Below are 24,103 nucleotides of genomic sequence, written 5' to 3'. Positions count from 1 at the left end.
GGATTAACGGGTTCCGTAAACCACGATGGTTTTACCGTGGGCGGAGATCAGGTTTTGATCTTCCAGCATTTTCAGAATACGGCCCACCGTTTCGCGGGAGCAACCGACGATCTGACCGATTTCCTGACGGGTAATTTTAATTTGCATGCCGTCCGGGTGGGTCATCGCGTCTGGCTGTTTCGCCAGGTTCAGCAGAGTCTGCGCAATACGGCCAGTCACGTCCAGGAAGGCGAGGTTACCCACTTTCTCTGACGTCACCTGCAGACGGCGCGCCATCTGGGAAGAAAGACGCATCAGGATGTCAGGGTTAACCTGAATCAGCTGACGGAATTTCTTATAAGAAATTTCAGCCACTTCACATGCTGTCTTTGCACGAACCCAGGCGCTACGTTCCTGGCCTTCTTCAAACAGGCCCAGTTCACCGATAAAATCGCCCTGGTTCAGATAGGAAAGGATCATCTCTTTGCCTTCCTCATCTTTGATCAGCACTGCCACCGAGCCTTTGACGATGTAATACAACGTTTCCGCTTTTTCACCCTGGTGAATCAGCGTGCTCTTCGATGGGTACTTATGAATGTGGCAATGAGACAAGAACCATTCGAGAGTCGGGTCTGTTTGCGGTTTGCCAAGCACCATGCGCTGTTATCCTCTGTTATAAGCTGTCACCAGAGTCATCAGATGCATCCGGACTCTGGGGTTGCAATCGAATTCTTACCCATACCCTGGGAAGTCGGCTGTCGTAACGTTTCGCAGCCAGTAAAGTTTGATGTCCTCTGCATACATGTGTAACGTCAATGTATTACTGTAGCATCCTGAGTGTTTTAGCATAGCTTTTGCCGCGTGTCTCCTGGTGTCTCGCTTCAGCATGATGCAGGTCGCCTTCCATTGCGAGAAATGTAACGCACGCGTAATCTGTCACCAAAAATGCAACGTTGGAGTTAATGAATATGCAAGCGCGCGTGAAGTGGGTTGAAGGTTTAACGTTCCTGGGCGAGTCCGCATCAGGACACCAGATTTTGATGGATGGTAACTCCGGCGATAAAGCTCCAAGCCCAATGGAAATGGTGCTGATGGCGGCAGGCGGATGCAGCGCGATCGACGTGGTGTCGATTCTGCAAAAAGGTCGTCATGACGTGACGGATTGTGAGGTCAAACTCACGTCAGAACGCCGCGAAGAGGCGCCACGCCTGTTCACCCACATTAATCTGCACTTTGTTGTCACCGGGAAAGAACTGAAAGACGCGGCGGTCTCACGCGCGGTGGATCTCTCTGCGGAGAAATACTGCTCTGTGGCGTTAATGCTGGAGAAAGCGGTAAAAATCACCCATTCGTATGAAGTGATCGAGGCTTAATTATTGGGGCATCGTGCGTGTTGATGCCCTCACCCTAACCCTCTCCCACGGGGAGAGGGAACATGTTCACGCGATCTGCTTCCCTTCCATCAGTCGCTCCACCAGCGGCGTCATGATCAGCTCCATTGCCAGCCCCATTTTTCCCCCGGGCACCACTAACGTATTCATGTGCGAAATAAACGAACCCTGTAGCATCGCCAGCAGCCAGGGGTAATCAATGCCTTCCAGGTTGCGGAAGTGGATCACCACAAAGCTCTCGTCCAGAGAAGGGATGCTTTTTGCAGCGAACGGGTTGGAGGTGTCCACGGTGGGGACGCGCTGGAAGTTGATGTGGGTGCGGGAGAACTGCGGCGTCAGGAAGTTGATGTAATCCTCCATGGAACGCACGACGGAATCCATCACCGCTTCGCGAGAATGCCCGCGCTCGCTCATGTCACGCGTCAGCTTCTGGATCCACTCAAGGTTAACAATTGGCACCACCCCCACCAGCAAATCCACGTGGCGCGCCACGTCGTGCTGAGGCGTCACTACGCCGCCGTGTAGCCCTTCGTAAAACAGCACGTCGGTCGGTTCCGGCAGCGGCTGCCAGGGCGTGAACGTGCCGGGGACCTGGTTCCAGGGTACGGCTTCGTCGTAGGTGTGCAGATACTTACGGGACTGCCCGGTACCGCTCTGACCGTATTCGCGGAAGGTTTGCTCCAGCAGGCCGAAATCATTGGCTTCCGGGCCAAAGTAGCTGATGTGTTTACCCAAATCGCGTGCCTTGCGGATCGCCATGTCCATCTCAGGCCGCGTATAGCGGTGAAAGCTGTCGCCTTCGACCTCCGCCGAACGGAGATTCAGCTGGGCGAAAATCTTGCGAAAAGCGAGGCTGGTGGTGGTGGTTCCCGCACCACTCGACCCCGTAACGGCAATAATGGGATGTCTGGCAGACATAGCAACTCCCTGACGGAAAAGGTTGGAAGATCAGCCGTGAAACGCGTTGCGGGGCATGATATTGACCGTCTCATGCAGTTCTGACCACACCAGCACCACGTCGCCGCTTTTCAGCTGGCGTTTTACATCGTTGACCTTTTGCTCAAGCGAACGCTCATGTTCACCATAATCGGTGCCTTCGCGCAAGACAAAGCTTTCAATCAGATTATCGAGCGTTTCGGGAGCCAGATCCTGCCAGGGAATAATCATTATTTACCGTCCAGATATGCCGTTAACCAGTCGGGAATTCGCGTCTCAAGCCACATTTTTGGCCGACGCAGCGTGCCGCCAACAAAGCCGACATGTCCGCCGAATTGGGTGAGCTGATACTCCACGTTGGCCGGTAGATGATCGGGCGCCGGGATCGAGTGATGATCCATAAACGGATCATCTTTGGCGTGGATAATCAGCGTGGGTTTCGTGATTTGATTCAGTAAAGGCATGGCGCTGCACTGACGGTAATAGTCAATCGCATCGGCAAAGCCGTGAATTTTCGAGGTGATCAAATCATCAAACTCGCGCAGGCGCTTCACGCGTTTGAGCTGTTGCAGCGTCACAGGCAGCGTATCCGGATAGGCCTTCAGCTTGCGCGCGGCGTTGGCTTTCAGCAGGTTGAGCAGGTAGCGCTGGTAGACCCGCGAAAACCCCTTTTCCATATGATAGCTGCACTGCTCCAGCATAAATGGCGCAGAGACAATGACCGCCGCATCCAGCGGTACGGCGTCGCTCTCCTTCGCCAGCAGGCAGGCCAGCATATTGCCGCCCAGCGAATACCCCACCGCTGCCGTTGGCGCCTCGCCGAAATTGTCTCTTAGCCAGCGCAGGAACCAGGTGCCGTCCTCGGTTTCACCCGAGTGATAAATACGTTTCTGACGATTAGGCTCGCCGCTGCATCCGCGAAAATGCATCACCACCCCAAGCCAGCCGCGGGCTTTCGCCGCCTCAATGAGACCGTGTGCGTAAGGGCTGTGCAGGCTGCCTTCCAGACCGTGAAACACCACCAGGCGAGGTTTATGTCTGGCCCGATCCGGATCTTCGCTCCAGGCGAGATCTAAAAAGTCGCCGTCCGGCAAATCCAGGCGCTGCCAGTGCGGGGTGAACTGCACCTTGCGGCGGATCAGGCGCGGCAGCATGGTTTGCAGGTGGGGGTTAGCCACGCCGCGCATGGGCACGAACTCTGCGCTCTCTTCGGCTGCAATGTCGAAGTCTGATGGAATGATTTGGGTCATAAGGGCGATGCTGATTCTTGTCAGAAATTTACTATACCTTCCGAATTGTACCCCGTTTAGCCCGTTTTTCCGAAGCATGAACTGATCCCGATCACAAATCTTTACCTTGATTATTACTCTCAGGCTAATGATTCCTCTCTACGCTTAATTGATGCCTTTCTCGCCAGAGCGCAGACTTTACTCAACGTTAAGCAAATCAGAATGATGTGCTGAATCAGGAGGTTAATAATGTTATCTGGGCAAACACCCACCCGGCAATGGAACACCCGACGCAGTGAGAAAGCGCGTCGTCTGGCATCCGTACCGGTGCAGGGCAAGGTACTGCCAACCGGCGATCTTGTCGCCATGCTGGAAAAACTGATCGCCCCGGGCGACAAAGTCGTGCTGGAAGGCAACAACCAGAAGCAGGCGGATTTCCTTTCCCGTTCACTGGCGGAAGTAAACCCGCAAATCGTGCACGATCTGCATATGATCATGCCGAGCGTGGGCCGCAGCGAACATCTGGACATCTTTGAGAAAGGCATTGCCCGCAAGCTGGACTTCTCCTTCTCCGGGACGCAAAGCCTGCGTATCTCTCAGCTGCTGGAAGACGGTCAGCTCGAAATCGGTGCGATCCACACCTACATCGAACTCTACTCACGTTTATACGTCGACCTGTCGCCAAACGTGGCGCTGATTGCCGGTTTTAAAGCGGACCGCAAAGGCAACCTCTATACCGGTGCGAGTACCGAAGATACCCCGGCGCTGGTGGAAGCCGCCGCGTTCCACGACGGTATCGTCATCGCACAGGTAAACGAGCTGGTGGACGACGAGTGCGACCTGCCGCGCGTGGATATACCGGGCTCGTGGATTGACTACGTGGTGGTTGCCGACAAGCCGTTCTTTATCGAACCGCTCTTCACCCGCGATCCGCGCCTGATTAAACAGGAACATATCCTGATGGCGATGATGGCGATTAAAGGCATCTACGCTGAACACCAGGTGCAGTCCCTGAACCACGGGATTGGCTTTAACACCGCAGCGATCGAGCTGCTGCTGCCAACCTACGGCGAACAGCTCGGACTCAAAGGCAAAATCTGTAAACACTGGACGCTGAACCCGCATCCAACGCTGATCCCGGCCATCGAAAGCGGCTGGGTGGAGAGCGTCCACTGCTTCGGCGGCGAACTGGGGATGGAAGAGTACATCCGCGCCCGTCCGGACGTGTTCTTTACAGGTGCTGATGGCTCCATGCGTTCTAACCGCGCCTTCTGCCAGCTGGCAGGTCAGTACGCGGTCGATATGTTTATCGGCTCGACGCTACAGGTTGACGGCTACGCCAACTCCTCCACCGTGACCCGCGGTCGACTTTCCGGCTTCGGCGGTGCGCCAAACATGGGCCACGATCCGCACGGTCGTCGCCATGCCACACCGGCCTGGCTGAACATGATCACCGAGCCTGACCCGATGCAGCGCGGTAAAAAGCTGGTTGTGCAGATGGTGGAAACCTTCCAGGCGGGCGTGAAGCCAACCTTCGTGGAGAAACTGGATGCCGTCGAGGTGGCCAAAGCCTCCGGTATGCCGCTGGCGCCGGTCATGATTTACGGCGATGACGTCACCCACGTGCTGACGGAAGAGGGGATTGCTTACCTCTACCGGGCGAAAGATCTGGAAGAGCGTCGCGCCATGGTCGCCGCCGTGGCGGGTATCACCGATATCGGTCTGGGCGTTGACGCCAAACGCGTGGCGGAACTGCGCCAGAGCGGAAAGGTTGTGTATCCGGAAGATATGGGTATTCACCGCACCGACGCCACCCGCTCTCTGCTGGCTGCGGGCAGCGTGGCTGACCTCGTTGAGTGGTCCGGTGGCCTGTATAACCCACCTGCGAAATTCCGGAGCTGGTAATGAAACTTCTGCCCCAGCTCCAGGTTGAAGGCGGTGCCGAATGGCTGGCGCGAACCGCCACGCAGTGTCTGATTGACGAAGCACGTTTAAGCCCGAAGCCCGGTCTGGTGGACAGCCGGGGGAACGGCGCGCACCACGATTTATCGCTTGCGCTGATGGAGCGCTCCGCTCACAGCCTGACCCCCACGTTTCAGGCGCTGGCGCAGCAGAGCTGGCAGCGTCCGGCGGATATTGCCCTCAGGCAAACCGTTGGCCGCCTGGGTCGCGAAGGTGAACGGCAGATGATGGCCGCTACCGACGGCGTGAACACGCACCGTGGCGCGATCTGGGCGCTGGGGTTGCTGGTGAGCGCGGTGGCGATGCTCGGCGGCGATGCCCGGGCGCAGGTCGTCGCGAACACCGCCGCTCAGCTGGCGAAGCTGCCGGATGATGCGGCGCCGAAGGTGTTCAGCAAGGGGTTACGCGCCACGCATCGCTACCGCGTGCCGGGCGCACGTGAAGAGGCGCAGCAGGCGTTTCCGCACGTTATGCAGCGCGCGCTGCCGCAGCTTCGCCTCAGCCGTCTCAACGGCAGCAGCGAAACGCAGGCCAGACTCGACGCGCTGATGGCGATCATGACCTCGCTCACCGATACCTGCGTGCTGTCGCGCGCTGGCATGCAGGGGCTGGACGCCATGCAGAACGGCGCCCGTGCGGTGCTGAACGCCGGAGGATGCGCAGCGCTCGCGGGGCAGCAAGCGCTGGCGCGGTTAGACCGTCAGATGCTGTCGCTCAACGCCTCGCCGGGTGGAGCCGCAGACCTGCTTGCCGCCACGCTGTTTCTTGACCGCGTCGAAACGCCCTATTCAAAGCATTAAGAGGATGTTATGGAAAAAATCACATTGACCGTGCCCGCCAGCCGCGAAGTAAGCGGCAGGGCGCTGGTAGGGGTAGTCGGTTCCGGGGATATGGAGGTGCTTTTCACCGCCGAACCGGGCCAGACCTTAACCATTGATATCACCACTTCAGTAGACAACAGCCGTGGACGCTGGGAGGCATTGTTCAACCGCCTGCAAACCGTCAGCAGCCTGCCCGCAGGCAAGCTGACTATCCACGACTTCGGCGCGACGCCGGGCGTGGCGCGCATTCGTATCGAACAGGTCTTTGAAGGGGTGAACCATGCGTGATGACAGCAGCTTTATCGAATTAAAAGCGCGCCAGCGTGCGCAGGCGCTGCTGGATGACGGCAGCTACCGCGAACTGCTGGATCCCTTTGAAGGCATTATCTCTCCGTGGCTTGGGCCGCAGGGGATTGTTCCGCAGGCCGATGACGGCATGGTCGTCGCGAAAGGCACCATCAATGGCCGGCCTGCGGTGGTGGTGGCGATTGAAGGCACCTTCCAGGGCGGCAGCATGGGCGAAGTATCCGGTGCCAAAATGGCGGCGGCGCTGGAGCTGGCGGCGGAAGATAACCGCAACGGCATTCCGACTCAGGCGGTGCTGTGCCTCGAAACCGGCGGCGTACGTTTGCAGGAAGCCAACCTCGGCCTGGCGGCGATTGCCGATATCCACGCCGCGATCGTTGACCTGCGCCGCTATACCCCGGTCGTCGGGATTGTCGCCGGGACCGTGGGCTGCTTCGGCGGGATGTCTATCGCCGCGGCGCTGTGCAGCTACCTGATTGTGACCCGCGAAGCGCGACTCGGCCTCAACGGTCCGCAGGTTATCGAGCAGGAGGCGGGCATTGAAGAGTATGACTCCCGCGACCGTCCGTTTATCTGGAGCATGACCGGCGGCGAAGTGCGCTATGAAAGCGGACTGGTGGACGCGCTGGTGGGCGACGGCGTGAACGCGGTGAAAGCCGCGATGAACGAAGCCATTGCCAAAGGCGTACCGGCGAAACATCGCACCGATAACTACGACGATTACCTGAACCGTCTGACGAATTTCGACACCCGCAAACAGGCCGATGCCGAACAGATTAAAGCGCTTTTTGCCCGGGAGGTGAAATGATGAGTAATTCAAAAAGCCGTGGCGAGATCTGGCTGGAAAATCTCGCCCCGAACGCCAAACATATCGAGGGGCTATGCCCATCCGTCCGGGCGGCAGACGGCGAGCTGAACGGCGAAACGGTGCGCTTTGTCGCCGTGGTGCCGGATGCCAACAACCACTTCCCGCGCGCGGCGAAAGGGGAAGTCGGTCTGCTGGAAGGCTGGTGGCTTGCGAAAGTGGTCAGTGAAACCGTCGCGGCGGATGCTGACAAACCCGTGAAGCGCCCGATTGTGGCGGTGATCGACGTCCCAAGCCAGGCCTATGGCCGACGCGAAGAGGCGTTTGGTATTCACCAGGCGCTGGCCGGTGCGGCAGCAGCCTATGCAAATGCCCGCCTGGCCGGTCACCCGGTGATTGGCCTGATCGTCGGCAAGGCGATGTCCGGCGCGTTCCTGGCGCACGGCTACCAGGCTAACCGCCTGATCGCCTTTAACGACAAAGGCGTGCTGATCCACGCGATGGGCAAAGAGTCTGCGGCGCGCATCACGCTGCGTACCGTCGACGCGCTGGAAAAACTGGCGGCGACCATTCCGCCAATGGCCTACGACATCAGCAACTACGCCACGCTGGGGCTGCTCTCTAACCTGCTGGATATCAGCAACCCGGATGCCCCCTCCGATAACGATCTGACGCTGGTGAAATCCACCCTGCAACAGGCCATCAGTGACGCTCGTCAGGACACTACGTTGAAAAACCGTCTGGGTGCTGACAATCGCCGCAGCTCGGCGCTCGTACGTGAACGTATGCGAGCCAGCTGGTAAGTAAAAAGAGACCTGCCAGATGCATCACCCCGTGGGCGCGCCCGCTGCGTCCACGCGGGAACCTGCATCCTGAAAATAATAAACATCGCGCCAGTGCTTAAACTTTTTTACTACAGGTGATTTATGACTTACGTAATTGTTCATGCTCTTGCACCGATTTTCGTCATCATGCTGCTGGGATTCTGGGCCGGCAAGGCAAAGATGGTCGATAACAAAAATGTTTCCCTGCTTAATATCTTCGTAATGGATTTTGCACTGCCTGCCGCGCTGTTTAGCGCCACCGTGCAAACGCCGTGGACCGGCATCGTGGCCCAGTCGCCGCTGATCCTGGTGCTCACCCTGGCGATGTGGATCACCTATGCGGTCATCTACTTCCTCGCCACTCAAGTCTTTAAAAAATCCCCGCAGGATGCGGCTGTGCTGACGCTTACCGTCGCCCTGCCAAACTACGCGGCGCTTGGCCTGCCGATTCTGGGCAGCGTGCTGGGTGAAAGTTCTTCTACTTCACTCTCCGTAGCGGTCTCCATCGCCTGTGGTTCTGTGCTGATGACCCCGTTCTGCTTGCTGATTCTGGAGCGTGAGAAAGCGCGCGCTGAAGGCAATAACTCGGGTTCAACGCTTTCCATGCTGCCGGTGCTGATGTGGCGCTCTATTAAAAAACCGATCGTGATGGGCCCGCTGCTGGGTGTGATCCTGTCCGCTATCGGCATCAAAATGCCGGAGCTGGTGCTGGCGGCGATTAAACCGCTGGGACTGTCTGCGACCGCTGCGGCGCTGTTCCTGACCGGGGTGATCCTCTCCGCGCGTAAACTTCAGATCAACACCATGGTGATCACTTCCACTATCGCCAAGCTGCTGATCCAGCCAGCGATCGCCTGGGGTATCGTTTTAATCTTCGGTCTGCACGGCTCCGTGGCGATCACCGCCATCCTGATGATTGCGCTGTCCGCGGGCTTCTTCGGCGTGGTGTTCGGCAACCGTTTTGGCGTGCAGTCGCCGGATGCTGAAGCCGTGCTGCTGTTAAGCTCCGTACTGTGTATCCTGTCGCTGCCGCTGTTTATCTCGCTGACTTCAGGAATGTAATTATGACCACAACATTACGCCCGCATGACCTCATCTGGCTTACCGCGCATGACGCGCTGGAAGGCATCACCGAATCCTGGGTGGAGGCGGCCTGGCATACCGGCCTGCCGGTCGTGGTGCGGCGTGATGTTGATAGCGAAGGCCGTATTCCCGTTGGCGTACGCGGATTGCGTCGCGACCAGCGGGCGGCCGGATGGGTGAAGCCGGAAAACGTGTTGCGCGTGGTTTCGCCCGAGGATCTGAGCGTTGCCGCCGACCTGCTGCGTTCGCCCTTTATAACCCAGCCGCCGGTTCAGGTGGCGCTGCAGCTGGCTCAGCAGGCGTGGCCGTGGACGTGGGGCATTACCGGCAGCACCGGCTACGCGCTGGCAACCGGTATTCCGGTTATTCATGCCGACAGCGATCTTGATCTGCTGATCCGCGCTCCGCAGCCGATTTCCCCCGATGCTTTTAGCGCATGGCAGTCGCAGCTGAGCCGCGCACTTTGTCGGGCGGATACGCAGGTCGATACCTCCGAAGGAGGTTTCGCGCTGGCGGAGTGGCTGCGCGACGGCAAAACGCTGCTGAAAACCCGCCGCGGACCTCGCCTGGTGGCGGACCCGTGGCACAGGGAGGCGTGATGAAAATACTGTTTACTTTTCCGGGGCAGGGCACGCAGCATGAAGGCATGCTGCAAAACCTGCCGGGAGTGGCGCTGGAACAGGCGCGAGAGGTGCTTGGCGCCGAAGTGGATACGCTGGACAGTGCAGACTCGTTAACCCATACCCGTGCGGTTCAGCTTTCGCTGCTGATTGCCGGCGTGGCCTGGGCGCGCGAGCTTGAGCGTCGCGGCGTGTCGCCGGATATCGTCAGCGGGCTGTCCATCGGTGCTTATCCTGCGGTGGTTATTGCGGGTGCGCTGGACTTCGCGGACGCGTTGAGGCTGGTAGCGCTGCGCGGTGACCTGATGGAGCAGGCGTATCCCCACGGCTATGGCCTGACGGCGATTATGGGGTTGACCCTGCCGCAGGTGGAACAACTTATCGAAGGCACCGGGACCTATATTGCGAACCTGAATGCCGAAACGCAGATCGTGATCGCCGGAACCGATGACGGGATGGCGCAGGTAGCCGAGCGCGCGCTGGCGAAAGGGGCAAGCAAGGCCAAACGGCTAGCGGTGAGCGTGCCGTCGCACTGCGCGCTGCTGGCGGAACCTGCGCAGAAGCTGATAGCGGCGTTTGAGGCCGTCACGCTGGCTCGTCCACGCTGCGCCTACCTGAGCGGCAGCACAGGCCGCGTGCTCTGGCAGCCGGAAAGGATCGCTGATGATTTAGCGATGAATATGGCGCGAACCGTGCGCTGGCAGGAGGCGGTGATTTCCGCTAACGAGCGCGAAGCGAGACTGGCAATTGAGATGCCGCCCGGCGGCGTACTGACCTGCCTGACTCGGCAGGCAGCGTGGGAAGGAGAGACCATTTCGCTGGAGCGCAGCGGGGTGGACGTGGCAGTGCATCTGGCGGGTCGGCTTCAGCAATGAATTTTTTGCCCGGTGGCGGCTGCGCCTTACCGGGCCTACGACTGCACGAACGTAGGCCGGGTAAGACGCAACGCGTCGCCACCCGGCAAGGCATCACGCACTATCCTGCAAGCTGCGCGCATACATCCGCCCTTCGGCGGCTAATGCCCGCAGGCTCGGATCCTGCTCGCGGTTGCGGGCAAAGACAATCGCAATCAACTGCTGCATCTGGTACGGCTCCGCCAGCTTCAGGAGTTGCACCGAATTCTCGTAGACCTTTTTCATCCTGCCCGGCATCAGCGTAAATCCAACCCCCGCCTGCACCAGACTCAGCATCGAGAAGATGTCATTCACGCGGGTGACGATTTCCGGCTCGAACCCGGCGATATGAAACGCTTCCTGAAACCCGGCATACGTGGCGAACCCTTCTGCCAGGGCGACAAATTTCTGGTCTTTGTAATCACGCAGATCCGCGGGCCCGCGGGTATTCAGCGTGGCGGAAGCCGGTGCGGCAAGGAAAATATCATCATGGAACAGAGGAAGCACTTCGAGGCTGTTACGGTCGATATCGCTTTCGGAAATAGAGATTAAAATCGCATCCAGCGACCCCTCATCCAGCATATGGAGCAGGGTGTCGTTGGAGCCCATCGTCAGGTCCATCTCCAGATCCGGACGGCGCAGCTTCATGCCCATAATCAGGCGCGGCACGGTTTCCAGCGTCAGAGAGTAGAGCGTGCCGACGCGCAACCGCCCCTGGCCGATACCGGCAATTTTACGGGACTCTTCCACGCCGCGCGCCATCACCTGCATCACCTCCTGACAATACTCCAGCAGCGTCCACGCGGAGGGGAGGGCAATCAGGTTACGCCCTTTGTGAGCAAAGAGCGGGCAGCGGACGTTCTCTTCCAGCGTATGCAGCGCGCGGTGCACGCTGACGCCGCTCAGGCCCAGCGTTTCGGCGGTACGTGCGATATTGCCCTTCTCCATGAACGTCATGAAGATGCTGAGCTTACGGAATGTAATCTCGCTCGTGGTATCGAAACTCATAGCCCTCCCGGTGGATCAGTCAGCCTGCAGCATCGCTTCCAGTTGTTCCTGCGCGTCCAGCCATGCCATTTCGCACTCTTCGAGGCTGGATTTGGTTTTGGCCTGAGTTTGCAGACAGTCCGTCAGCTCTGCTTTGCGGCTCTGATCGTACAGCTCGCTGTCGCCCAGCTTCTCTTCGACGGCGGCAAGCGTGGCGTTGAGCTTTTCCATCTCTTTTTCAAGACGGGCAATCTCTTTACGCAGCGGCTGGGTCTGGGTGCGCAGTTCCGCTTCGCGGCGCTTCTGGTCTTTACGCGACTGTGCGCTGTTGACGTTGTCTTTCGCTGACTCTTCCGGCTGGTTTTCCTGCTTTTGTACGTCCGTCAGCCACTGCTGGTAATCTTCAAGATCGCCGTCGAACGGTTCGACTTTGCCGCCGTGTACCAGATAGAGATCGTCGGTGGTGGAGCGGATCAGGTGGCGATCGTGCGACACGACAACCAGTGCGCCTTCGAACTCAATCAGCGCTTCGGTCAGCGCCTGACGCATGTCGAGATCCAGGTGGTTGGTCGGTTCATCAAGCAGCAGCAGGTTGGGTCTCTGCCAGACGATCAGCGCCAGCACCAGACGGGCTTTTTCGCCGCCCGAGAAACGCTCGGTGTTTTCGGTCACCTTATCGCCCTGGAAGCCGAAGCCGCCGAGGTAGTCGCGCAGCTTCTGCTCCATCTCCTGTGGCGCAAGACGCGCCAGATGCTGAATCGGGGATTCATCCGCGCGTAAAAATTCCAGCTGATGCTGGGCGAAATAGCCAAGCTTAATGCCCTTCGCCAGGCCGATTTCACCGCTGGTTGGGTTAAGCTCGCCCGCGAGCAGCTTAATTAACGTTGATTTACCGGCGCCATTGCGCCCCAGCAGGCCAATGCGCGAACCCGGCACCAGGTTAAGCTTGATAGAGTCGAGGATGATGCGATCCCCATAACCCGCGCTGACCTTTTCCATCTTCAGCAGCGGGTTCGGCAGGCTTTCCGGCGCGCGGAAGCTGAAGTGGAACGGGTTATCCACGTGTGCCGGGGCAATCATCTCCATGCGTTCCAGCATTTTAATGCGGCTCTGGGCCTGCTTGGCTTTTGACGCTTTAGCTTTGAAGCGATCCACGAAGCTCTGCAGGTGCGCCACGCGCTGCTGTTGGCTTTCATACATCGACTGCTGCTGAGCAAGGCGCGTCGCGCGCTGGCGCTCGAAAGAGCTGTAGTTGCCGGTGTACTCGAACATGGTTTGCTGTTCGATATGAATGATTTTATCCACCACCGGATCGAGGAAGTCGCGGTCGTGGGAGATGAGAATCAGAGTGCCCTGATAGCTCTTGAGCCACTTCTCGAGCCAAATAACCGCATCGAGATCGAGGTGGTTGGTCGGTTCATCGAGCAGGAGCAGGTCTGAGCGGCAGATCAGCGCCTGCGCCAGGTTGAGGCGCATGCGCCAGCCGCCGGAGAAGTCGCTGACCGGGCGTTCAAGCTGTTCATTGCTGAAGCCCAGGCCGTGCAGCAGGCTGGAGGCGCGGGAGCGAATGGTCCACGCGTCGATGGCGTCCAGCTTGCCGTGAACGGTAGCGATGGCGTGACCGTCGTTGCGCTCGTTGGCCGCGTTGAGTTCCGCTTCGAGCTTACGGTATTCGCGATCGCCGTCGATAACATAGTCGAGTGCCGGTTCGCTCAGGGCTGGCGTCTCCTGGTTTACCCACGCGAGCTGCCAGTTCCCCGGGAAGGTAAAGTTACCGCCATCCGCGCTAATCTCGTTTTTCAGCAGCGCCAGCAGGGTGGATTTACCGCAGCCGTTTTTGCCGACCAGACCCACTTTCTGGCCCGGGTTGATGGTAGCAGTGGCGTTATCCAGCAGGACGCGCACGCCGCGACGAATTTGTAACGAGGAGAAAACAATCATAGAAGCGCCGTATGTTCCGACTATGTTAATTTGTCATTATGATAATGTAAGGTGTGGGCCATTTTCCCCACCGGGCCGCCATGGTAGCCCAAAACGACAACAATACACAAAAACAGAACCGGGAGGGGAGTGATGTCTCAGACAGCGAAAGTGCTGCTGCTGTATGCCCATCCGGAATCTCAGGACTCGGTGGCGAACCGGGTGCTGCTTAAGCCGGCCACACAGCTCAGTAACGTCACGGTGCACGATCTCTACGCGCACTATCCTGATTTCTTTATCGATATTCCTTACGAGCAGGAACTGCTGCGTCAGCATGACGTGATTGTATTTCAGCATCCGCTCTATACCTACAGCTGTCCGGCACTGCTGAAAGAGTGGCTGGACCGCGTGCTGAGCCGGGGCTTCTCCAGCGGGGTGGGGGGCAACCAGCTGGCGGGAAAGTACTGGCGCAGTGTGATCACCACCGGTGAACCCGAAAGCGCTTACCGTCACGACGGGCTGAACCGCTATCCCATGAGCGACATCCTGAGGCCGTTCGAGCTGACGGCGGCCATGTGCCGCATGCACTGGATGAGCCCGATTATTGTTTACTGGGCGCGGCGTCAGGACCCGAAAGCGCTCGCAAGCCACGCCAGAGTCTACGGCGAATGGCTGGCATCACCGATTCCGGCAGGAGGTCGTTAATGGAAGGATCGAATTTACTCCTCGCCGGGGTGCTGTTTTTATTTGCCGCCGTCGTCGCGGTGCCGCTTGCCGCCCGTATCGGCATCGGGGCGGTGCTGGGGTATTTGCTCGCGGGGATCGCCATTGGCCCATGGGGACTGGGCTTCATCAGCGACGTGGATGAAATTCTCCACTTCTCGGAGCTCGGCGTGGTGTTCCTGATGTTCATCATCGGCCTCGAACTGAACCCCTCGAAGCTGTGGCAGCTTCGACGCTCTATCTTTGGCGTGGGCGCCGCGCAGGTGCTGTTTAGCGCCGCGATTCTGGCTGGCCTGTTAATGCTGACCAACTTTTCCTGGCAGGCGGCGGTGATTGGCGGGATTGGTCTCGCAATGTCGTCGACGGCGATGGCGCTGCAGCTGATGCGCGACAAGGGGATGAACCGCAATGAGGCCGGACAGCTGGGCTTTTCGGTGCTGCTGTTCCAGGATTTGGCGGTGATCCCGGCGCTGGCGCTGGTGCCGCTGCTGGCGGGCTCCGGTGACGATCATTTTGACTGGGTAAAAATCTCCATGAAGGTGCTGGCCTTCGCGGGGATGCTGATTGGCGGGCGTTTCTTACTGCGTCCGGTGTTCCGCTTTATTGCCGCCTCGGGCGTTCGTGAAGTGTTTACCGCCGCGACGCTGCTGCTGGTGCTTGGCTCTGCGCTGTTTATGGATGCGCTGGGGCTGTCGATGGCGCTGGGGACATTCATCGCCGGGGTGCTGCTGGCGGAGAGCGAATATCGTCACGAACTGGAAATTGCTATCGATCCGTTTAAGGGGCTGCTGTTAGGGCTGTTCTTTATTTCGGTCGGCATGGCGCTGAACCTTGGCGTGCTTTATACCCATCTGCTGTGGGTGGCCGTGAGTGTGGCGGTGCTGGTGGCGGTGAAAACGCTGGTGCTGTACGTCATGGCTCGTATTTACGGGCTGCGCAGCTCGGAACGCATGCAGTTTGCCAGCGTGCTAAGCCAGGGAGGAGAGTTCGCGTTTGTGCTGTTCTCTACCGCATCTTCCCAGAAGCTCTTTAAAGATGACCAGATGGCGCTGCTGTTGGTGACGGTCACGCTGTCGATGATGACCACGCCGCTGCTGATGAAGCTGGTGGATAAACTGCTGTCGCGCCGATTTAACCCGGCTGACGATGAAGACGAGGCGCCCTGGGTGGAAGATGATAAGCCTCAGGTGATCGTCGTGGGTTTTGGCCGTTTCGGACAGGTGATTGGGCGCCTGTTGATGGCGAACAAAATGCGCATCACGGTACTGGAGCGTGATATCAGCGCGGTCAACCTGATGCGTAAATATGGCTATAAGGTCTATTACGGCGATGCCACCCAGCTCGAGCTGCTGCGCTCGGCGGGGGCGGAAGCGGCAGAGTCCATCGTGATTACCTGTAACGATCCGGAAGACACGATGAAGCTGGTGGAGCTGTGTCAGCAGCATTTCCCGCATCTGCATATTCTGGCGCGTGCGCGGGGACGTGTTGAAGCTCACGAATTGTTGCAGGCGGGTGTGAAACACTTCTCCCGCGAAACGTTCTCCAGCGCGCTGGAGCTGGGTCGTAAGGCGCTGATCTCGCTCGGCATGCATCCGCATCAGGCGCAGCGCGCCCAGATGCACTTCCGCCGGCTGGATATGCGCATGCTGCGCGAATTAATGCCTGTGCATACCGATACCGCTCAGATCTCCCGCGTGCGGGAAGCGCGGCGCGAGCTGGAGGAGATCTTTCAGCGAGAGATGCAGCAGGAACGACGCCAGCTCGACGGCTGGGATGAATTTGAATAAAAGGTAACGAAAGATGGCTGTACGTAAACGCTTTATCGCGGGTGCAAAGTGCCCGTCTTGCCAGGCTCAAGATACGCTGGCCATGTGGCGCGAAAATAATATTGATATAGTTGAGTGCGTTAAGTGCGGTCACCAGATGCGTGAGGCTGACAAAGAAGCACGCGATCACGTTCGCAAAGAAGAGCAAGTGATCGGCATTTTTCATCCAGACTAGCGATATGCTCTGAGTTTTTTTAAGCTTAAGGGTACACGGGTGCAGATTTCCGCTACAATCTGCGCCAGCAATTTTCCCACGCTCAGGAGATATCATGAAAGTAGCAAAAGACCTGGTGGTCAGCCTGGCCTATCAGGTACGTACAGAAGACGGTGTGTTGGTTGATGAGTCTCCGGTGAGTGCGCCGCTGGACTACCTGCATGGTCACGGTTCCCTGATTTCCGGCCTGGAAACTGCGCTGGAAGGTCATGAAGTTGGCGATAAATTCGACGTTGCTGTAGGCGCGAACGACGCTTACGGTCAGTATGACGACAACCTGGTTCAGCGCGTTCCTAAAGACGTGTTCATGGGCGTTGACGAGCTGCAGGTTGGCATGCGCTTCCTGGCTGAAACTGACCAGGGTCCAGTTCCTGTTGAAATCACTGAAGTTGAAGACGACCACGTTGTGGTTGACGGCAACCACATGCTGGCTGGCCAGAACCTGAAGTTCAACGTAGAAGTTGTTGCGATCCGTGAAGCGACCGAAGAAGAGCTGGCTCATGGCCACGTTCACGGTGCGCATGGTCACGACCATGATCACGATCACGGCCACGACGGCTGCTGCGGTGGTCACGGCCACGACCATGGTCATGACCACGGCCACGGTAAAGGTGGTTGCGGCAACGGCGGCTGCGGTTGCCACTAATTCCATCATGCGGAAAATAAAAAAGCGGGATAATCCCGCTTTTTTTACGCCTCAATAATGAGGTGGTGGCGTCTCTTCCGACTGAGAGGCAATATTTGACGGCTGCGTCGCCTTCAGCTTTTCCGTAAGCAGGCGCATATGATCCCGCAGTTTCGCCATTTCGAGTTCGTGCGCGGTCACGGTCTGGTTAAGCTCTTCGATGGTGATGTCCTGAAAAGCCAGGCGGCTTTCCAGCTCAGCCATTCTCGCTTCTATCATTGTGTCCTTCATCATTCACCTCGTTTATATCTGATACGCCATATTGGCCCAGCGGCGGCGCAGTTTAACTGAGTTTATCCTTAAGTGCAGTCTCTATCCCGTTGGCAAGAAACTTATTTAAACAAAAATAGTCTGAAAAGTGGCGAGAATTGGAAGTGTCTGTCTGTAGATTTCTTCCGCAACGTTTTATAGTACGTCACTCATTTACGTTTAACGCTGGGGTGAGAGTCCCCAGGCCCTGGAGATATGGATGAAATCACTGTTTAAAGTAACGCTGCTGGCGACGACGATGGCTGTTGCACTGAACGCGCCGCTGTCATTCGCTGCTGATACTGCTGCGAAGCCTGCTGCCACTGCAGACAGCAAAGCGGCGTTCAAAAATGACGACCAGAAATCCGCCTACGCACTGGGCGCATCTCTGGGCCGCTACATGGAAAACTCTCTGAAAGAACAAGAGAAACTGGGCATCAAACTGGACAAAGCCCAGCTGATCGCGGGTGTTCAGGACGCCTTTGCTGATAAGAGCAAACTGTCTGACCAGGAAATCGAACAGACTCTGCAGGCGTTCGAAGCGCGCGTGAAGGGTGCCGCTCAGACCAAGATGGAAGCGGACGCTAAAGACAACGAAGCGAAAGGCAAAGCCTACCGCGACACTTTTGCTAAAGAGAAGGGTGTGAAAACCTCTTCTACTGGTCTGGTGTACAAAGTTGAGAAAGAAGGTACCGGTGATGCGCCTAAAGACAGCGACACCGTTGTGGTGAACTACAAAGGTACGCTGATCGACGGTAAAGAGTTCGACAACTCTTACACCCGTGGTGAACCTCTTTCCTTCCGTCTTGACGGTGTGATCCCAGGCTGGACTGAAGGCCTGAAAAACATCAAAAAAGGCGGCAAAATCAAGCTGGTTATCCCACCGGATCTGGCCTATGGCAAAACTGGCGTCCCGGGTATTCCGGCTAACTCCACGCTGGTCTTCGACGTAGAGCTGCTGGACATCAAACCAGCGCCGAAAGCGGATGCGAAACAGGAAGCGCAGGCAGATCAGAAAGCTGCGACAGACGCTAAGAAGTAATGTGATGCAAACCGCCGCCTTTTAAGGCGGCGGTTTTTTATTGTGGGGCAGATATAATTAACACTGGAAAGCGTTAGGCACGCTGTATTAATTTAGTTGTCCGTGTAGATAATGAGCCTGCCCTGAAAACCTAACGACAGGCTCCTGAAAAGGAGTGTTTTTTTCATGTCCAGGTCGCTTTTAACCAACGAAACCAGTGAACTTGATTTGCTGGATCAACGTCCTTTTGACCAGACTGACTTCGATATTCTGAAATCCTATGAAGCGGTAGTGGACGGGTTAGCGATGCTCATTGGTTCCCACTGCGAAATCGTATTGCACTCCCTGCAAGATCTTAAGTGTTCCGCCATCCGCATTGCTAATGGTGAGCATACCGGCCGTAAAATTGGTTCGCCAATTACCGACCTTGCATTGCGTATGTTGCATGACATGACCGGCGCGGACAGCAGCGTCTCAAAATGTTATTTCACCCGCGCCAAAAGCGGCGTGCTGATGAAATCAGAAACCATCGCGATTCGAAACCGCGAGCATCGTGTGATTGGGCTGCTGTGCATCAACATGAACCTTGATGTGCCATTCTCACAGATCATGAGCACCTTTATTCCGCCAGAAACGCCAGACGTTGGCTCTTCTGTTAACTTTGCCTCCTCCGTTGAAGATCTCGTCACGCAGACGCTTGAGTTCACCATTGAAGAGGTCAATGCTGACCGCAACGTATCGAACAACGCCAAGAATCGCCAGATCGTACTCAATCTCTACGAGAAAGGGATTTTCGACATTAAAGATGCCATCAACCAGGTGGCCGATCGTCTGAACATCTCCAAGCATACGGTTTACCTCTACATCCGTCAGTTCAAAAGCGGCGATTTCGTGGGGCAAGATAAGTAATGCGTTTTGCATTAATGGTGACGGGCCCGGCGTATGGGACTCAACAGGCCAGCAGCGCGCTGCAGTTTGCGCATGCGCTGCTGGCGGCCGGACACGAACTGGCGAGCGTCTTCTTCTATCGGGAAGGGGTGTATAACGCGAACCAGTTTACGTCGCCGGCGAGCGACGAGTTTGATCTGGTCCGCGCCTGGCAGGCGTTAAATGAAAAGCAGGGCGTTGAGCTGCATATCTGCGTGGCGGCGGCGCTGCGTCGCGGCGTGACGGATGCAGCCGAAGCCGAGCGCCTGGGATTATCAGGCGCTAACCTGCAGCCTGGTTTTTCGTTGAGTGGTCTGGGCGCATTGGCTCAGGCGGCGTTAACCTGCGACAGAGTGGTGCAATTCTGATGAAGCGTGTGGCATTTGTTTTTACTTCTGCGCCGCACGGCAGCACCTCTGGCCGCGAAGGCCTGGATGCGCTGCTTGCGACATCGGCGTTAACAGAAGATATCGGTGTCTTCTTTCTGGGGGACGGCGTGCTTCAGCTTCTGGCGGGCCAACAGCCGCAGGCCATTCTGGCGCGCGACTACATCGCCACCTTCAAAGTGCTGCCGCTTTACGATATCGAAACCTGCTATGTCTGTGCCGACTCTTTAACGGCGCGCGGTTTAAGCGATAAGACGCCTTTTGTGCTGGATGTGACGACCTTACCTGCCGCAGCACTGCGTGAACAACTATCCCACTACGACACCATTCTGACTTTCTGAGGCTTCCATGCTCCATATTCTCAGCCATTCACCATGGCAATGTGATATCGACACGCTGTTGAGCATGCTGCGCGAAGGTGACGATCTGCTGCTGATTCAGGATGGCGTGCTCGCTGCACTTGAAGGTGGACGTTTCGTTGAAATTCTCACGAACGCCCCCATAACGGTCTCTGCGCTGAAGGACGATCTGGATGCGCGGGGTCTTTCTGGTCAAATTTCAGCCAAAATTGACGTGGTTGGCTATACTGATTTCGTCAATCTTACTGTGACGCACGCCAGTCAAATGAACTGGTGATTTGAGATCGCTGTATATTTCTTGACACCTTTTCGACGTAGCCCTAAAATTTCGCGTCCTCATATTGTATGAGGTCGTTTTATTACGTGTTTACGAAGCAAAAGCTAAAACCAGGAGCTATTTAATGGCAACAGTTAACCAGCTGGTACGCAAACCACGTGCACGCAAAGTTGCAAAAAGCAACGTGCCTGCGCTGGAAGCCTGCCCGCAGAAACGTGGCGTATGTACTCGTGTATATACCACCACTCCTAAAAAACCAAACTCCGCACTGCGTAAAGTATGCCGTGTGCGTTTGACTAACGGTTTCGAAGTGACTTCCTACATCGGTGGTGAAGGTCACAACCTGCAGGAGCACTCCGTGATCCTGATCCGTGGCGGTCGTGTTAAAGACCTTCCGGGTGTTCGTTACCACACCGTTCGTGGTGCGCTGGACTGCTCAGGTGTTAAAGACCGTAAGCAGGCTCGCTCCAAGTACGGCGTGAAGCGTCCTAAGGCTTAATGGTTCTCCGTTAAGTAAGGCCAAACTGATTTATCTTAATGTCAAACTAAACTCGTAGAGTTTTGGACAATCCTGAATTAACAACGGAGTATTCCCATGCCACGTCGTCGCGTCATTGGTCAGCGTAAAATTCTTCCAGATCCGAAGTTCGGATCAGAACTGCTGGCAAAATTTGTAAATATCCTGATGGTAGATGGTAAAAAATCTACTGCAGAAGCAATCGTATACAGCGCGCTGGAGACCCTGGCTCAGCGTTCTGGTAAAAATGAACTGGAAGCTTTCGAAGTCGCTCTCGACAACGTTCGCCCAACTGTAGAAGTTAAGTCCCGCCGCGTTGGTGGTTCTACTTATCAGGTTCCAGTTGAAGTTCGTCCGGTTCGTCGTAATGCCCTGGCAATGCGTTGGATCGTTGAAGCTGCTCGTAAACGCGGTGATAAATCCATGGCTCTGCGTCTGGCGAACGAACTTTCTGATGCTGCAGAAAACAAAGGTACTGCAGTTAAGAAACGTGAAGACGTTCACCGTATGGCAGAAGCCAACAAGGCGTTCGCACACTACCGTTGGTAATCCCTTCGGAGTATTAGTCACCAGGCGGGCGCTTCAGAGAAGCTGCCCGCTCTGGGTAACTTAACTGAACGCCTAAAGAAACAAACGAGGAATCAAATGGCTCGTACAACACCCATCGCACGCTACCGTAACATCGGTATCAGTGCGCACATCGACGCCGGTAAGACCACTACTACCGAACGTATTCTGTTCTACACCGGTGTAAACCATAAAATCGGTGAAGTTCATGACGGCGCAGCCACCATGGACTGGATGGAACAGGAGCAGGAGCGTGGTATTACCATCACCTCCGCAGCGACTACTGCATTCTGGTCAGGTATGGCTAAGCAGTACGAACCGCATCGCGTAAACATCATCGACACCCCGGGCCACGTTGACTTCACCATCGAAGTAGAACGTTCCATGCGTGTTCTTGACGGCGCGGTAATGGTTTATTGCGCAGTTGGTGGTGTTCAGCCACAGTCTGAAACCGTATGGCGTCAGGCGAACAAATATAAAGTTCCACGCATCGCGTTCGTTAACAAAATGGACCGTATGGGTGCTAACTTCCTGAAAGTTGTTGGCCAGATCAAAACCCGTCTGGGCGCGAACCCTGTTCCGCTGCAGCTGGCAATTGGTGCTGAAGAAGGCTTCACCGGCGTTATCGACCTGGTGAAAATGAAAGCCATCAACTGGAACGATGCAGACCAGGGCGTTACCTTCGAATACGAAGATATCCCGGCTGAGATGCAGGACCTGGCTGACGAATGGCACCAGAACCTGATCGAATCCGCTGCTGAAGCTTCTGAAGAGCTGATGGAGAAATACCTGGGTGGTGAAGAACTGTCTGAAGAAGAGATCAAAAAAGCTCTGCGTCAGCGCGTTCTGAACAACGAAATCATCCTGGTAACCTGTGGTTCTGCGTTCAAGAACAAAGGTGTTCAGGCGATGCTGGATGCGGTAGTTGACTACCTGCCATCCCCGGTTGACGTTCCTGCGATCAACGGCATCCTGGACGACGGTAAAGATACTCCGGCTGAGCGTCACGCAAGTGATGACGAGCCGTTCTCTGCACTGGCGTTCAAAATTGCTACCGACCCATTCGTGGGTAACCTGACCTTCTTCCGCGTTTACTCTGGTGTGGTTAACTCTGGTGACACCATCCTGAACTCCGTGAAAGCGGCGCGTGAACGTTTTGGCCGTATCGTACAGATGCACGCTAACAAACGTGAAGAGATCAAAGAAGTTCGTGCGGGCGACATCGCTGCAGCTATCGGTCTGAAAGACGTGACCACTGGTGACACCCTGTGTGACCCGGATCACCCGATCATTCTGGAGCGTATGGAATTCCCTGAGCCGGTAATCTCCATCGCGGTTGAACCAAAAACCAAAGCTGACCAGGAAAAAATGGGTCTGGCTCTGGGCCGTCTGGCGAAAGAAGACCCATCATTCCGCGTATGGACTGATGAAGAATCTAACCAGACCATCATCGCTGGTATGGGTGAACTGCACCTGGACATCATCGTTGACCGTATGAAGCGTGAATTCAACGTTGAAGCGAACGTGGGTAAACCTCAGGTTGCTTACCGCGAAGCGATTCGCGCGAAAGTTACCGATGTTGAAGGTAAACACGCTAAGCAGTCTGGTGGTCGCGGTCAGTACGGTCACGTTGTGATCGACATGTACCCACTGGAGCCGGGCTCTAACCCGAAAGGTTACGAGTTCATCAACGACATCAAAGGTGGTGTAATTCCTGGCGAATACATCCCAGCCGTTGATAAAGGCATCCAGGAGCAGCTGAAAGCGGGCCCTCTGGCTGGCTATCCGGTTGTTGACATGGGTATCCGTCTGCACTTCGGTTCTTACCACGACGTTGACTCCTCTGAACTGGCGTTTAAACTGGCTGCGTCTATTGCCTTTAAAGAAGGCTTTAAGAAAGCAAAACCAGTTCTGCTTGAGCCAATCATGAAGGTTGAAGTAGAAACTCCTGAAGAGAACACCGGTGACGTTATCGGTGACTTGAGCCGTCGTCGCGGTATGCTGCGTGGTCAGGAATCCGAAGTAACTGGCGTTAAGATCCACGCTGAAGTTCCGCTGTCTGAAATGTTCGGATATGCAACTCAGCTGCGTTCTCTGACCAAAGGTCGTGCATCATACACCATGGAATTCCTGAAGTATGATGATGCGCCTAACAACGTTGCTCAGGCCGTTATTGAAGCCCGTGGTAAGTAATCCACAGGATTAAAACCTAAGTCCCGTGCTCTCTCCAGAGGGGAGAGCACTATAGTAAGGAATATAGCCGTGTCTAAAGAAAAATTTGAACGTACAAAACCGCACGTCAACGTTGGTACTATCGGCCACGTTGACCATGGTAAAACTACCCTGACCGCTGCAATCACTACCGTTCTGGCTAAAACCTACGGTGGTTCTGCTCGTGCATTCGACCAGATCGATAACGCGCCAGAAGAAAAAGCTCGTGGTATCACCATCAACACCTCTCACGTTGAGTACGACACCCCGACTCGCCACTACGCACACGTAGACTGCCCAGGCCACGCCGACTATGTTAAAAACATGATCACCGGTGCTGCGCAGATGGACGGCGCGATCCTGGTTGTTGCTGCGACTGACGGCC

General features: G+C 56.4%; 29 protein-coding genes. 22 read left to right on the top strand and 7 right to left on the bottom strand.

The genetic code is table 11. From position 1 onward, the window contains the following. Window positions 1–3: 3 nt before the first annotated feature. Window positions 4–636 (bottom strand): cAMP-activated global transcriptional regulator CRP, encoded by a 633-nt coding sequence (crp, locus tag APT89_RS20460; RefSeq protein ID WP_000242758.1) that lies wholly within the window; start codon window positions 634–636, stop codon window positions 4–6. Window positions 637–947: 311 nt separating this feature from the next. On the opposite strand from crp, the gene APT89_RS20455 reads away from it, so the two are divergent. Beyond that, window positions 948–1,352, top strand: coding sequence for an OsmC family protein (locus APT89_RS20455; RefSeq protein ID WP_008503018.1), 405 nt, complete (start codon window positions 948–950; stop codon window positions 1,350–1,352). 66 nt (window positions 1,353–1,418) lie between these two features. Here the strand turns inward: APT89_RS20455 and APT89_RS20450 are convergent, their stop codons facing one another. Genes APT89_RS20450 through APT89_RS20440 form a run of 3 tightly spaced genes read right to left on the bottom strand, consistent with a single transcriptional unit; the run spans window position 1,419 to window position 3,556 of the window. Beyond that, the gene (locus APT89_RS20450) at window positions 1,419–2,288 is read right to left on the bottom strand and encodes a phosphoribulokinase (RefSeq protein ID WP_060573425.1); all 870 of its coding nucleotides are present in this window, start codon (window positions 2,286–2,288) and stop codon (window positions 1,419–1,421) included. Between the two features lie 30 nt (window positions 2,289–2,318). Then, on the bottom strand, window positions 2,319–2,537 hold the full coding sequence (locus APT89_RS20445; RefSeq protein ID WP_013099053.1) for a YheU family protein: 219 nt from the start codon (window positions 2,535–2,537) through the stop codon (window positions 2,319–2,321). Further along, entirely contained in the window at window positions 2,537–3,556 is a 1,020-nt protein-coding gene (locus APT89_RS20440; RefSeq protein ID WP_017693875.1) for a hydrolase, read from the bottom strand. Before APT89_RS20440 ends, APT89_RS20445 begins: the two co-directional genes overlap by 1 nt. Before the next feature lie 228 nt (window positions 3,557–3,784). Between APT89_RS20440 and mdcA the strand changes: the two genes are divergently transcribed. The 8 genes from mdcA to mdcH all read left to right on the top strand — a co-directional run bounded on the left by mdcA (window position 3,785) and on the right by mdcH (window position 10,831). Further along, the gene (gene mdcA, locus APT89_RS20430) at window positions 3,785–5,440 is read left to right on the top strand and encodes a malonate decarboxylase subunit alpha (RefSeq protein ID WP_041911933.1); all 1,656 of its coding nucleotides are present in this window, start codon (window positions 3,785–3,787) and stop codon (window positions 5,438–5,440) included. Then, a complete protein-coding gene (locus APT89_RS20425) occupies window positions 5,440–6,297 on the top strand; it encodes a triphosphoribosyl-dephospho-CoA synthase (RefSeq protein ID WP_041911934.1) in 858 nt (285 codons plus the stop codon). The genes mdcA and APT89_RS20425 overlap by 1 nt, the downstream gene beginning before the upstream one ends. A 9-nt stretch (window positions 6,298–6,306) precedes the next feature. After that, window positions 6,307–6,606 carry a malonate decarboxylase acyl carrier protein gene (gene mdcC, locus APT89_RS20420; protein ID WP_060573423.1) on the top strand — a complete coding sequence of 100 codons (300 nt, stop codon included), beginning with the start codon at window positions 6,307–6,309 and terminating at the stop codon, window positions 6,604–6,606. Continuing rightward, window positions 6,599–7,432: a biotin-independent malonate decarboxylase subunit beta gene (locus APT89_RS20415; RefSeq protein WP_041911935.1), complete on the top strand. Its 834-nt coding sequence runs from the start codon at window positions 6,599–6,601 to the stop codon at window positions 7,430–7,432. The genes mdcC and APT89_RS20415 overlap by 8 nt, the downstream gene beginning before the upstream one ends. Continuing rightward, entirely contained in the window at window positions 7,432–8,232 is an 801-nt protein-coding gene (mdcE, locus tag APT89_RS20410; RefSeq protein ID WP_047362599.1) for a biotin-independent malonate decarboxylase subunit gamma, read from the top strand. Before APT89_RS20415 ends, mdcE begins: the two co-directional genes overlap by 1 nt. Before the next feature lie 123 nt (window positions 8,233–8,355). Further along, window positions 8,356–9,315 carry an AEC family transporter gene (locus APT89_RS20405; RefSeq protein ID WP_047362526.1) on the top strand — a complete coding sequence of 320 codons (960 nt, stop codon included), beginning with the start codon at window positions 8,356–8,358 and terminating at the stop codon, window positions 9,313–9,315. A 2-nt stretch (window positions 9,316–9,317) separates the two neighbouring features. Further along, a complete protein-coding gene (locus APT89_RS20400) occupies window positions 9,318–9,935 on the top strand; it encodes a malonate decarboxylase holo-ACP synthase (RefSeq protein WP_047362524.1) in 618 nt (205 codons plus the stop codon). Continuing rightward, window positions 9,935–10,831, top strand: coding sequence for a malonate decarboxylase subunit epsilon (gene mdcH, locus APT89_RS20395; protein WP_060573421.1), 897 nt, complete (start codon window positions 9,935–9,937; stop codon window positions 10,829–10,831). The genes APT89_RS20400 and mdcH overlap by 1 nt, the downstream gene beginning before the upstream one ends. A gap of 93 nt (window positions 10,832–10,924) precedes the next feature. Here mdcH and APT89_RS20390 read toward each other — a convergent pair whose 3' ends face one another. Both APT89_RS20390 and APT89_RS20385 read right to left on the bottom strand, forming a co-directional pair. Further along, window positions 10,925–11,857, bottom strand: coding sequence for a LysR family transcriptional regulator (locus APT89_RS20390; protein WP_041911939.1), 933 nt, complete (start codon window positions 11,855–11,857; stop codon window positions 10,925–10,927). 15 nt (window positions 11,858–11,872) lie between these two features. Beyond that, the gene (locus APT89_RS20385; RefSeq protein ID WP_060573419.1) at window positions 11,873–13,777 is read right to left on the bottom strand and encodes an ABC transporter ATP-binding protein; all 1,905 of its coding nucleotides are present in this window, start codon (window positions 13,775–13,777) and stop codon (window positions 11,873–11,875) included. Between the two features lie 132 nt (window positions 13,778–13,909). On the opposite strand from APT89_RS20385, the gene kefG reads away from it, so the two are divergent. The 4 genes from kefG (at window position 13,910) to slyD (ending at window position 17,165) form a co-directional block, all read left to right on the top strand. Further along, window positions 13,910–14,461 carry a glutathione-regulated potassium-efflux system ancillary protein KefG gene (kefG, locus tag APT89_RS20380; RefSeq protein WP_072201806.1) on the top strand — a complete coding sequence of 184 codons (552 nt, stop codon included), beginning with the start codon at window positions 13,910–13,912 and terminating at the stop codon, window positions 14,459–14,461. Further along, a complete protein-coding gene (kefB, locus tag APT89_RS20375) occupies window positions 14,461–16,266 on the top strand; it encodes a glutathione-regulated potassium-efflux system protein KefB (RefSeq protein WP_060573415.1) in 1,806 nt (601 codons plus the stop codon). Before kefG ends, kefB begins: the two co-directional genes overlap by 1 nt. Window positions 16,267–16,279: 13 nt before the next feature. Next, window positions 16,280–16,480 carry a YheV family putative zinc ribbon protein gene (locus APT89_RS20370; protein WP_003861689.1) on the top strand — a complete coding sequence of 67 codons (201 nt, stop codon included), beginning with the start codon at window positions 16,280–16,282 and terminating at the stop codon, window positions 16,478–16,480. Between the two features lie 94 nt (window positions 16,481–16,574). After that, entirely contained in the window at window positions 16,575–17,165 is a 591-nt protein-coding gene (gene slyD, locus APT89_RS20365; protein ID WP_003861691.1) for a peptidylprolyl isomerase, read from the top strand. A 51-nt stretch (window positions 17,166–17,216) separates the two neighbouring features. Here slyD and APT89_RS20360 read toward each other — a convergent pair whose 3' ends face one another. Then, a complete protein-coding gene (locus APT89_RS20360) occupies window positions 17,217–17,435 on the bottom strand; it encodes a protein SlyX (protein WP_028014642.1) in 219 nt (72 codons plus the stop codon). 238 nt (window positions 17,436–17,673) lie between these two features. Here APT89_RS20360 and fkpA point away from each other — a divergent pair, with 238 nt between their 5' ends. The 9 genes from fkpA to APT89_RS20315 form a co-directional block, all read left to right on the top strand. Beyond that, on the top strand, window positions 17,674–18,495 hold the full coding sequence (fkpA, locus tag APT89_RS20355; RefSeq protein WP_060573413.1) for an FKBP-type peptidyl-prolyl cis-trans isomerase: 822 nt from the start codon (window positions 17,674–17,676) through the stop codon (window positions 18,493–18,495). Between the two features lie 165 nt (window positions 18,496–18,660). After that, window positions 18,661–19,383 (top strand): helix-turn-helix transcriptional regulator, encoded by a 723-nt coding sequence (locus tag APT89_RS20350; RefSeq protein ID WP_014885489.1) that lies wholly within the window; start codon window positions 18,661–18,663, stop codon window positions 19,381–19,383. Further along, window positions 19,383–19,769, top strand: a complete 387-nt coding sequence (gene tusD / locus APT89_RS20345) for a sulfurtransferase complex subunit TusD (protein ID WP_028014640.1) — start codon at window positions 19,383–19,385, stop codon at window positions 19,767–19,769. The genes APT89_RS20350 and tusD overlap by 1 nt, the downstream gene beginning before the upstream one ends. Beyond that, the gene (tusC, locus tag APT89_RS20340; RefSeq protein WP_028014639.1) at window positions 19,769–20,128 is read left to right on the top strand and encodes a sulfurtransferase complex subunit TusC; all 360 of its coding nucleotides are present in this window, start codon (window positions 19,769–19,771) and stop codon (window positions 20,126–20,128) included. The genes tusD and tusC overlap by 1 nt, the downstream gene beginning before the upstream one ends. Window positions 20,129–20,135: 7 nt before the next feature. Beyond that, window positions 20,136–20,423: a sulfurtransferase complex subunit TusB gene (tusB, locus tag APT89_RS20335; protein ID WP_041911943.1), complete on the top strand. Its 288-nt coding sequence runs from the start codon at window positions 20,136–20,138 to the stop codon at window positions 20,421–20,423. 124 nt (window positions 20,424–20,547) lie between these two features. Next, complete coding sequence (rpsL, locus tag APT89_RS20330; RefSeq protein WP_000246815.1) at window positions 20,548–20,922, top strand: 30S ribosomal protein S12; 375 nt, start codon at window positions 20,548–20,550, stop codon at window positions 20,920–20,922. A gap of 96 nt (window positions 20,923–21,018) precedes the next feature. Further along, entirely contained in the window at window positions 21,019–21,489 is a 471-nt protein-coding gene (gene rpsG / locus APT89_RS20325) for a 30S ribosomal protein S7 (protein ID WP_003861706.1), read from the top strand. Between the two features lie 96 nt (window positions 21,490–21,585). Then, the gene (gene fusA, locus APT89_RS20320) at window positions 21,586–23,700 is read left to right on the top strand and encodes an elongation factor G (protein ID WP_028014637.1); all 2,115 of its coding nucleotides are present in this window, start codon (window positions 21,586–21,588) and stop codon (window positions 23,698–23,700) included. A gap of 69 nt (window positions 23,701–23,769) precedes the next feature. Then, window positions 23,770–24,103: GTP-binding protein (locus APT89_RS20315; protein WP_227647127.1), on the top strand; the 334-nt coding region annotated here is incomplete at its 3' end.

Origin of the sequence: Enterobacter sp. 50588862, assembly GCF_001462935.1 — a bacterium.
Taxonomy (GTDB): Bacteria; Pseudomonadota; Gammaproteobacteria; order Enterobacterales; family Enterobacteriaceae; genus Enterobacter; species Enterobacter bugandensis.
Note: the sequence above shows the minus strand (reverse complement) of the source record. Positions and strands in the feature narration are given on the sequence as shown.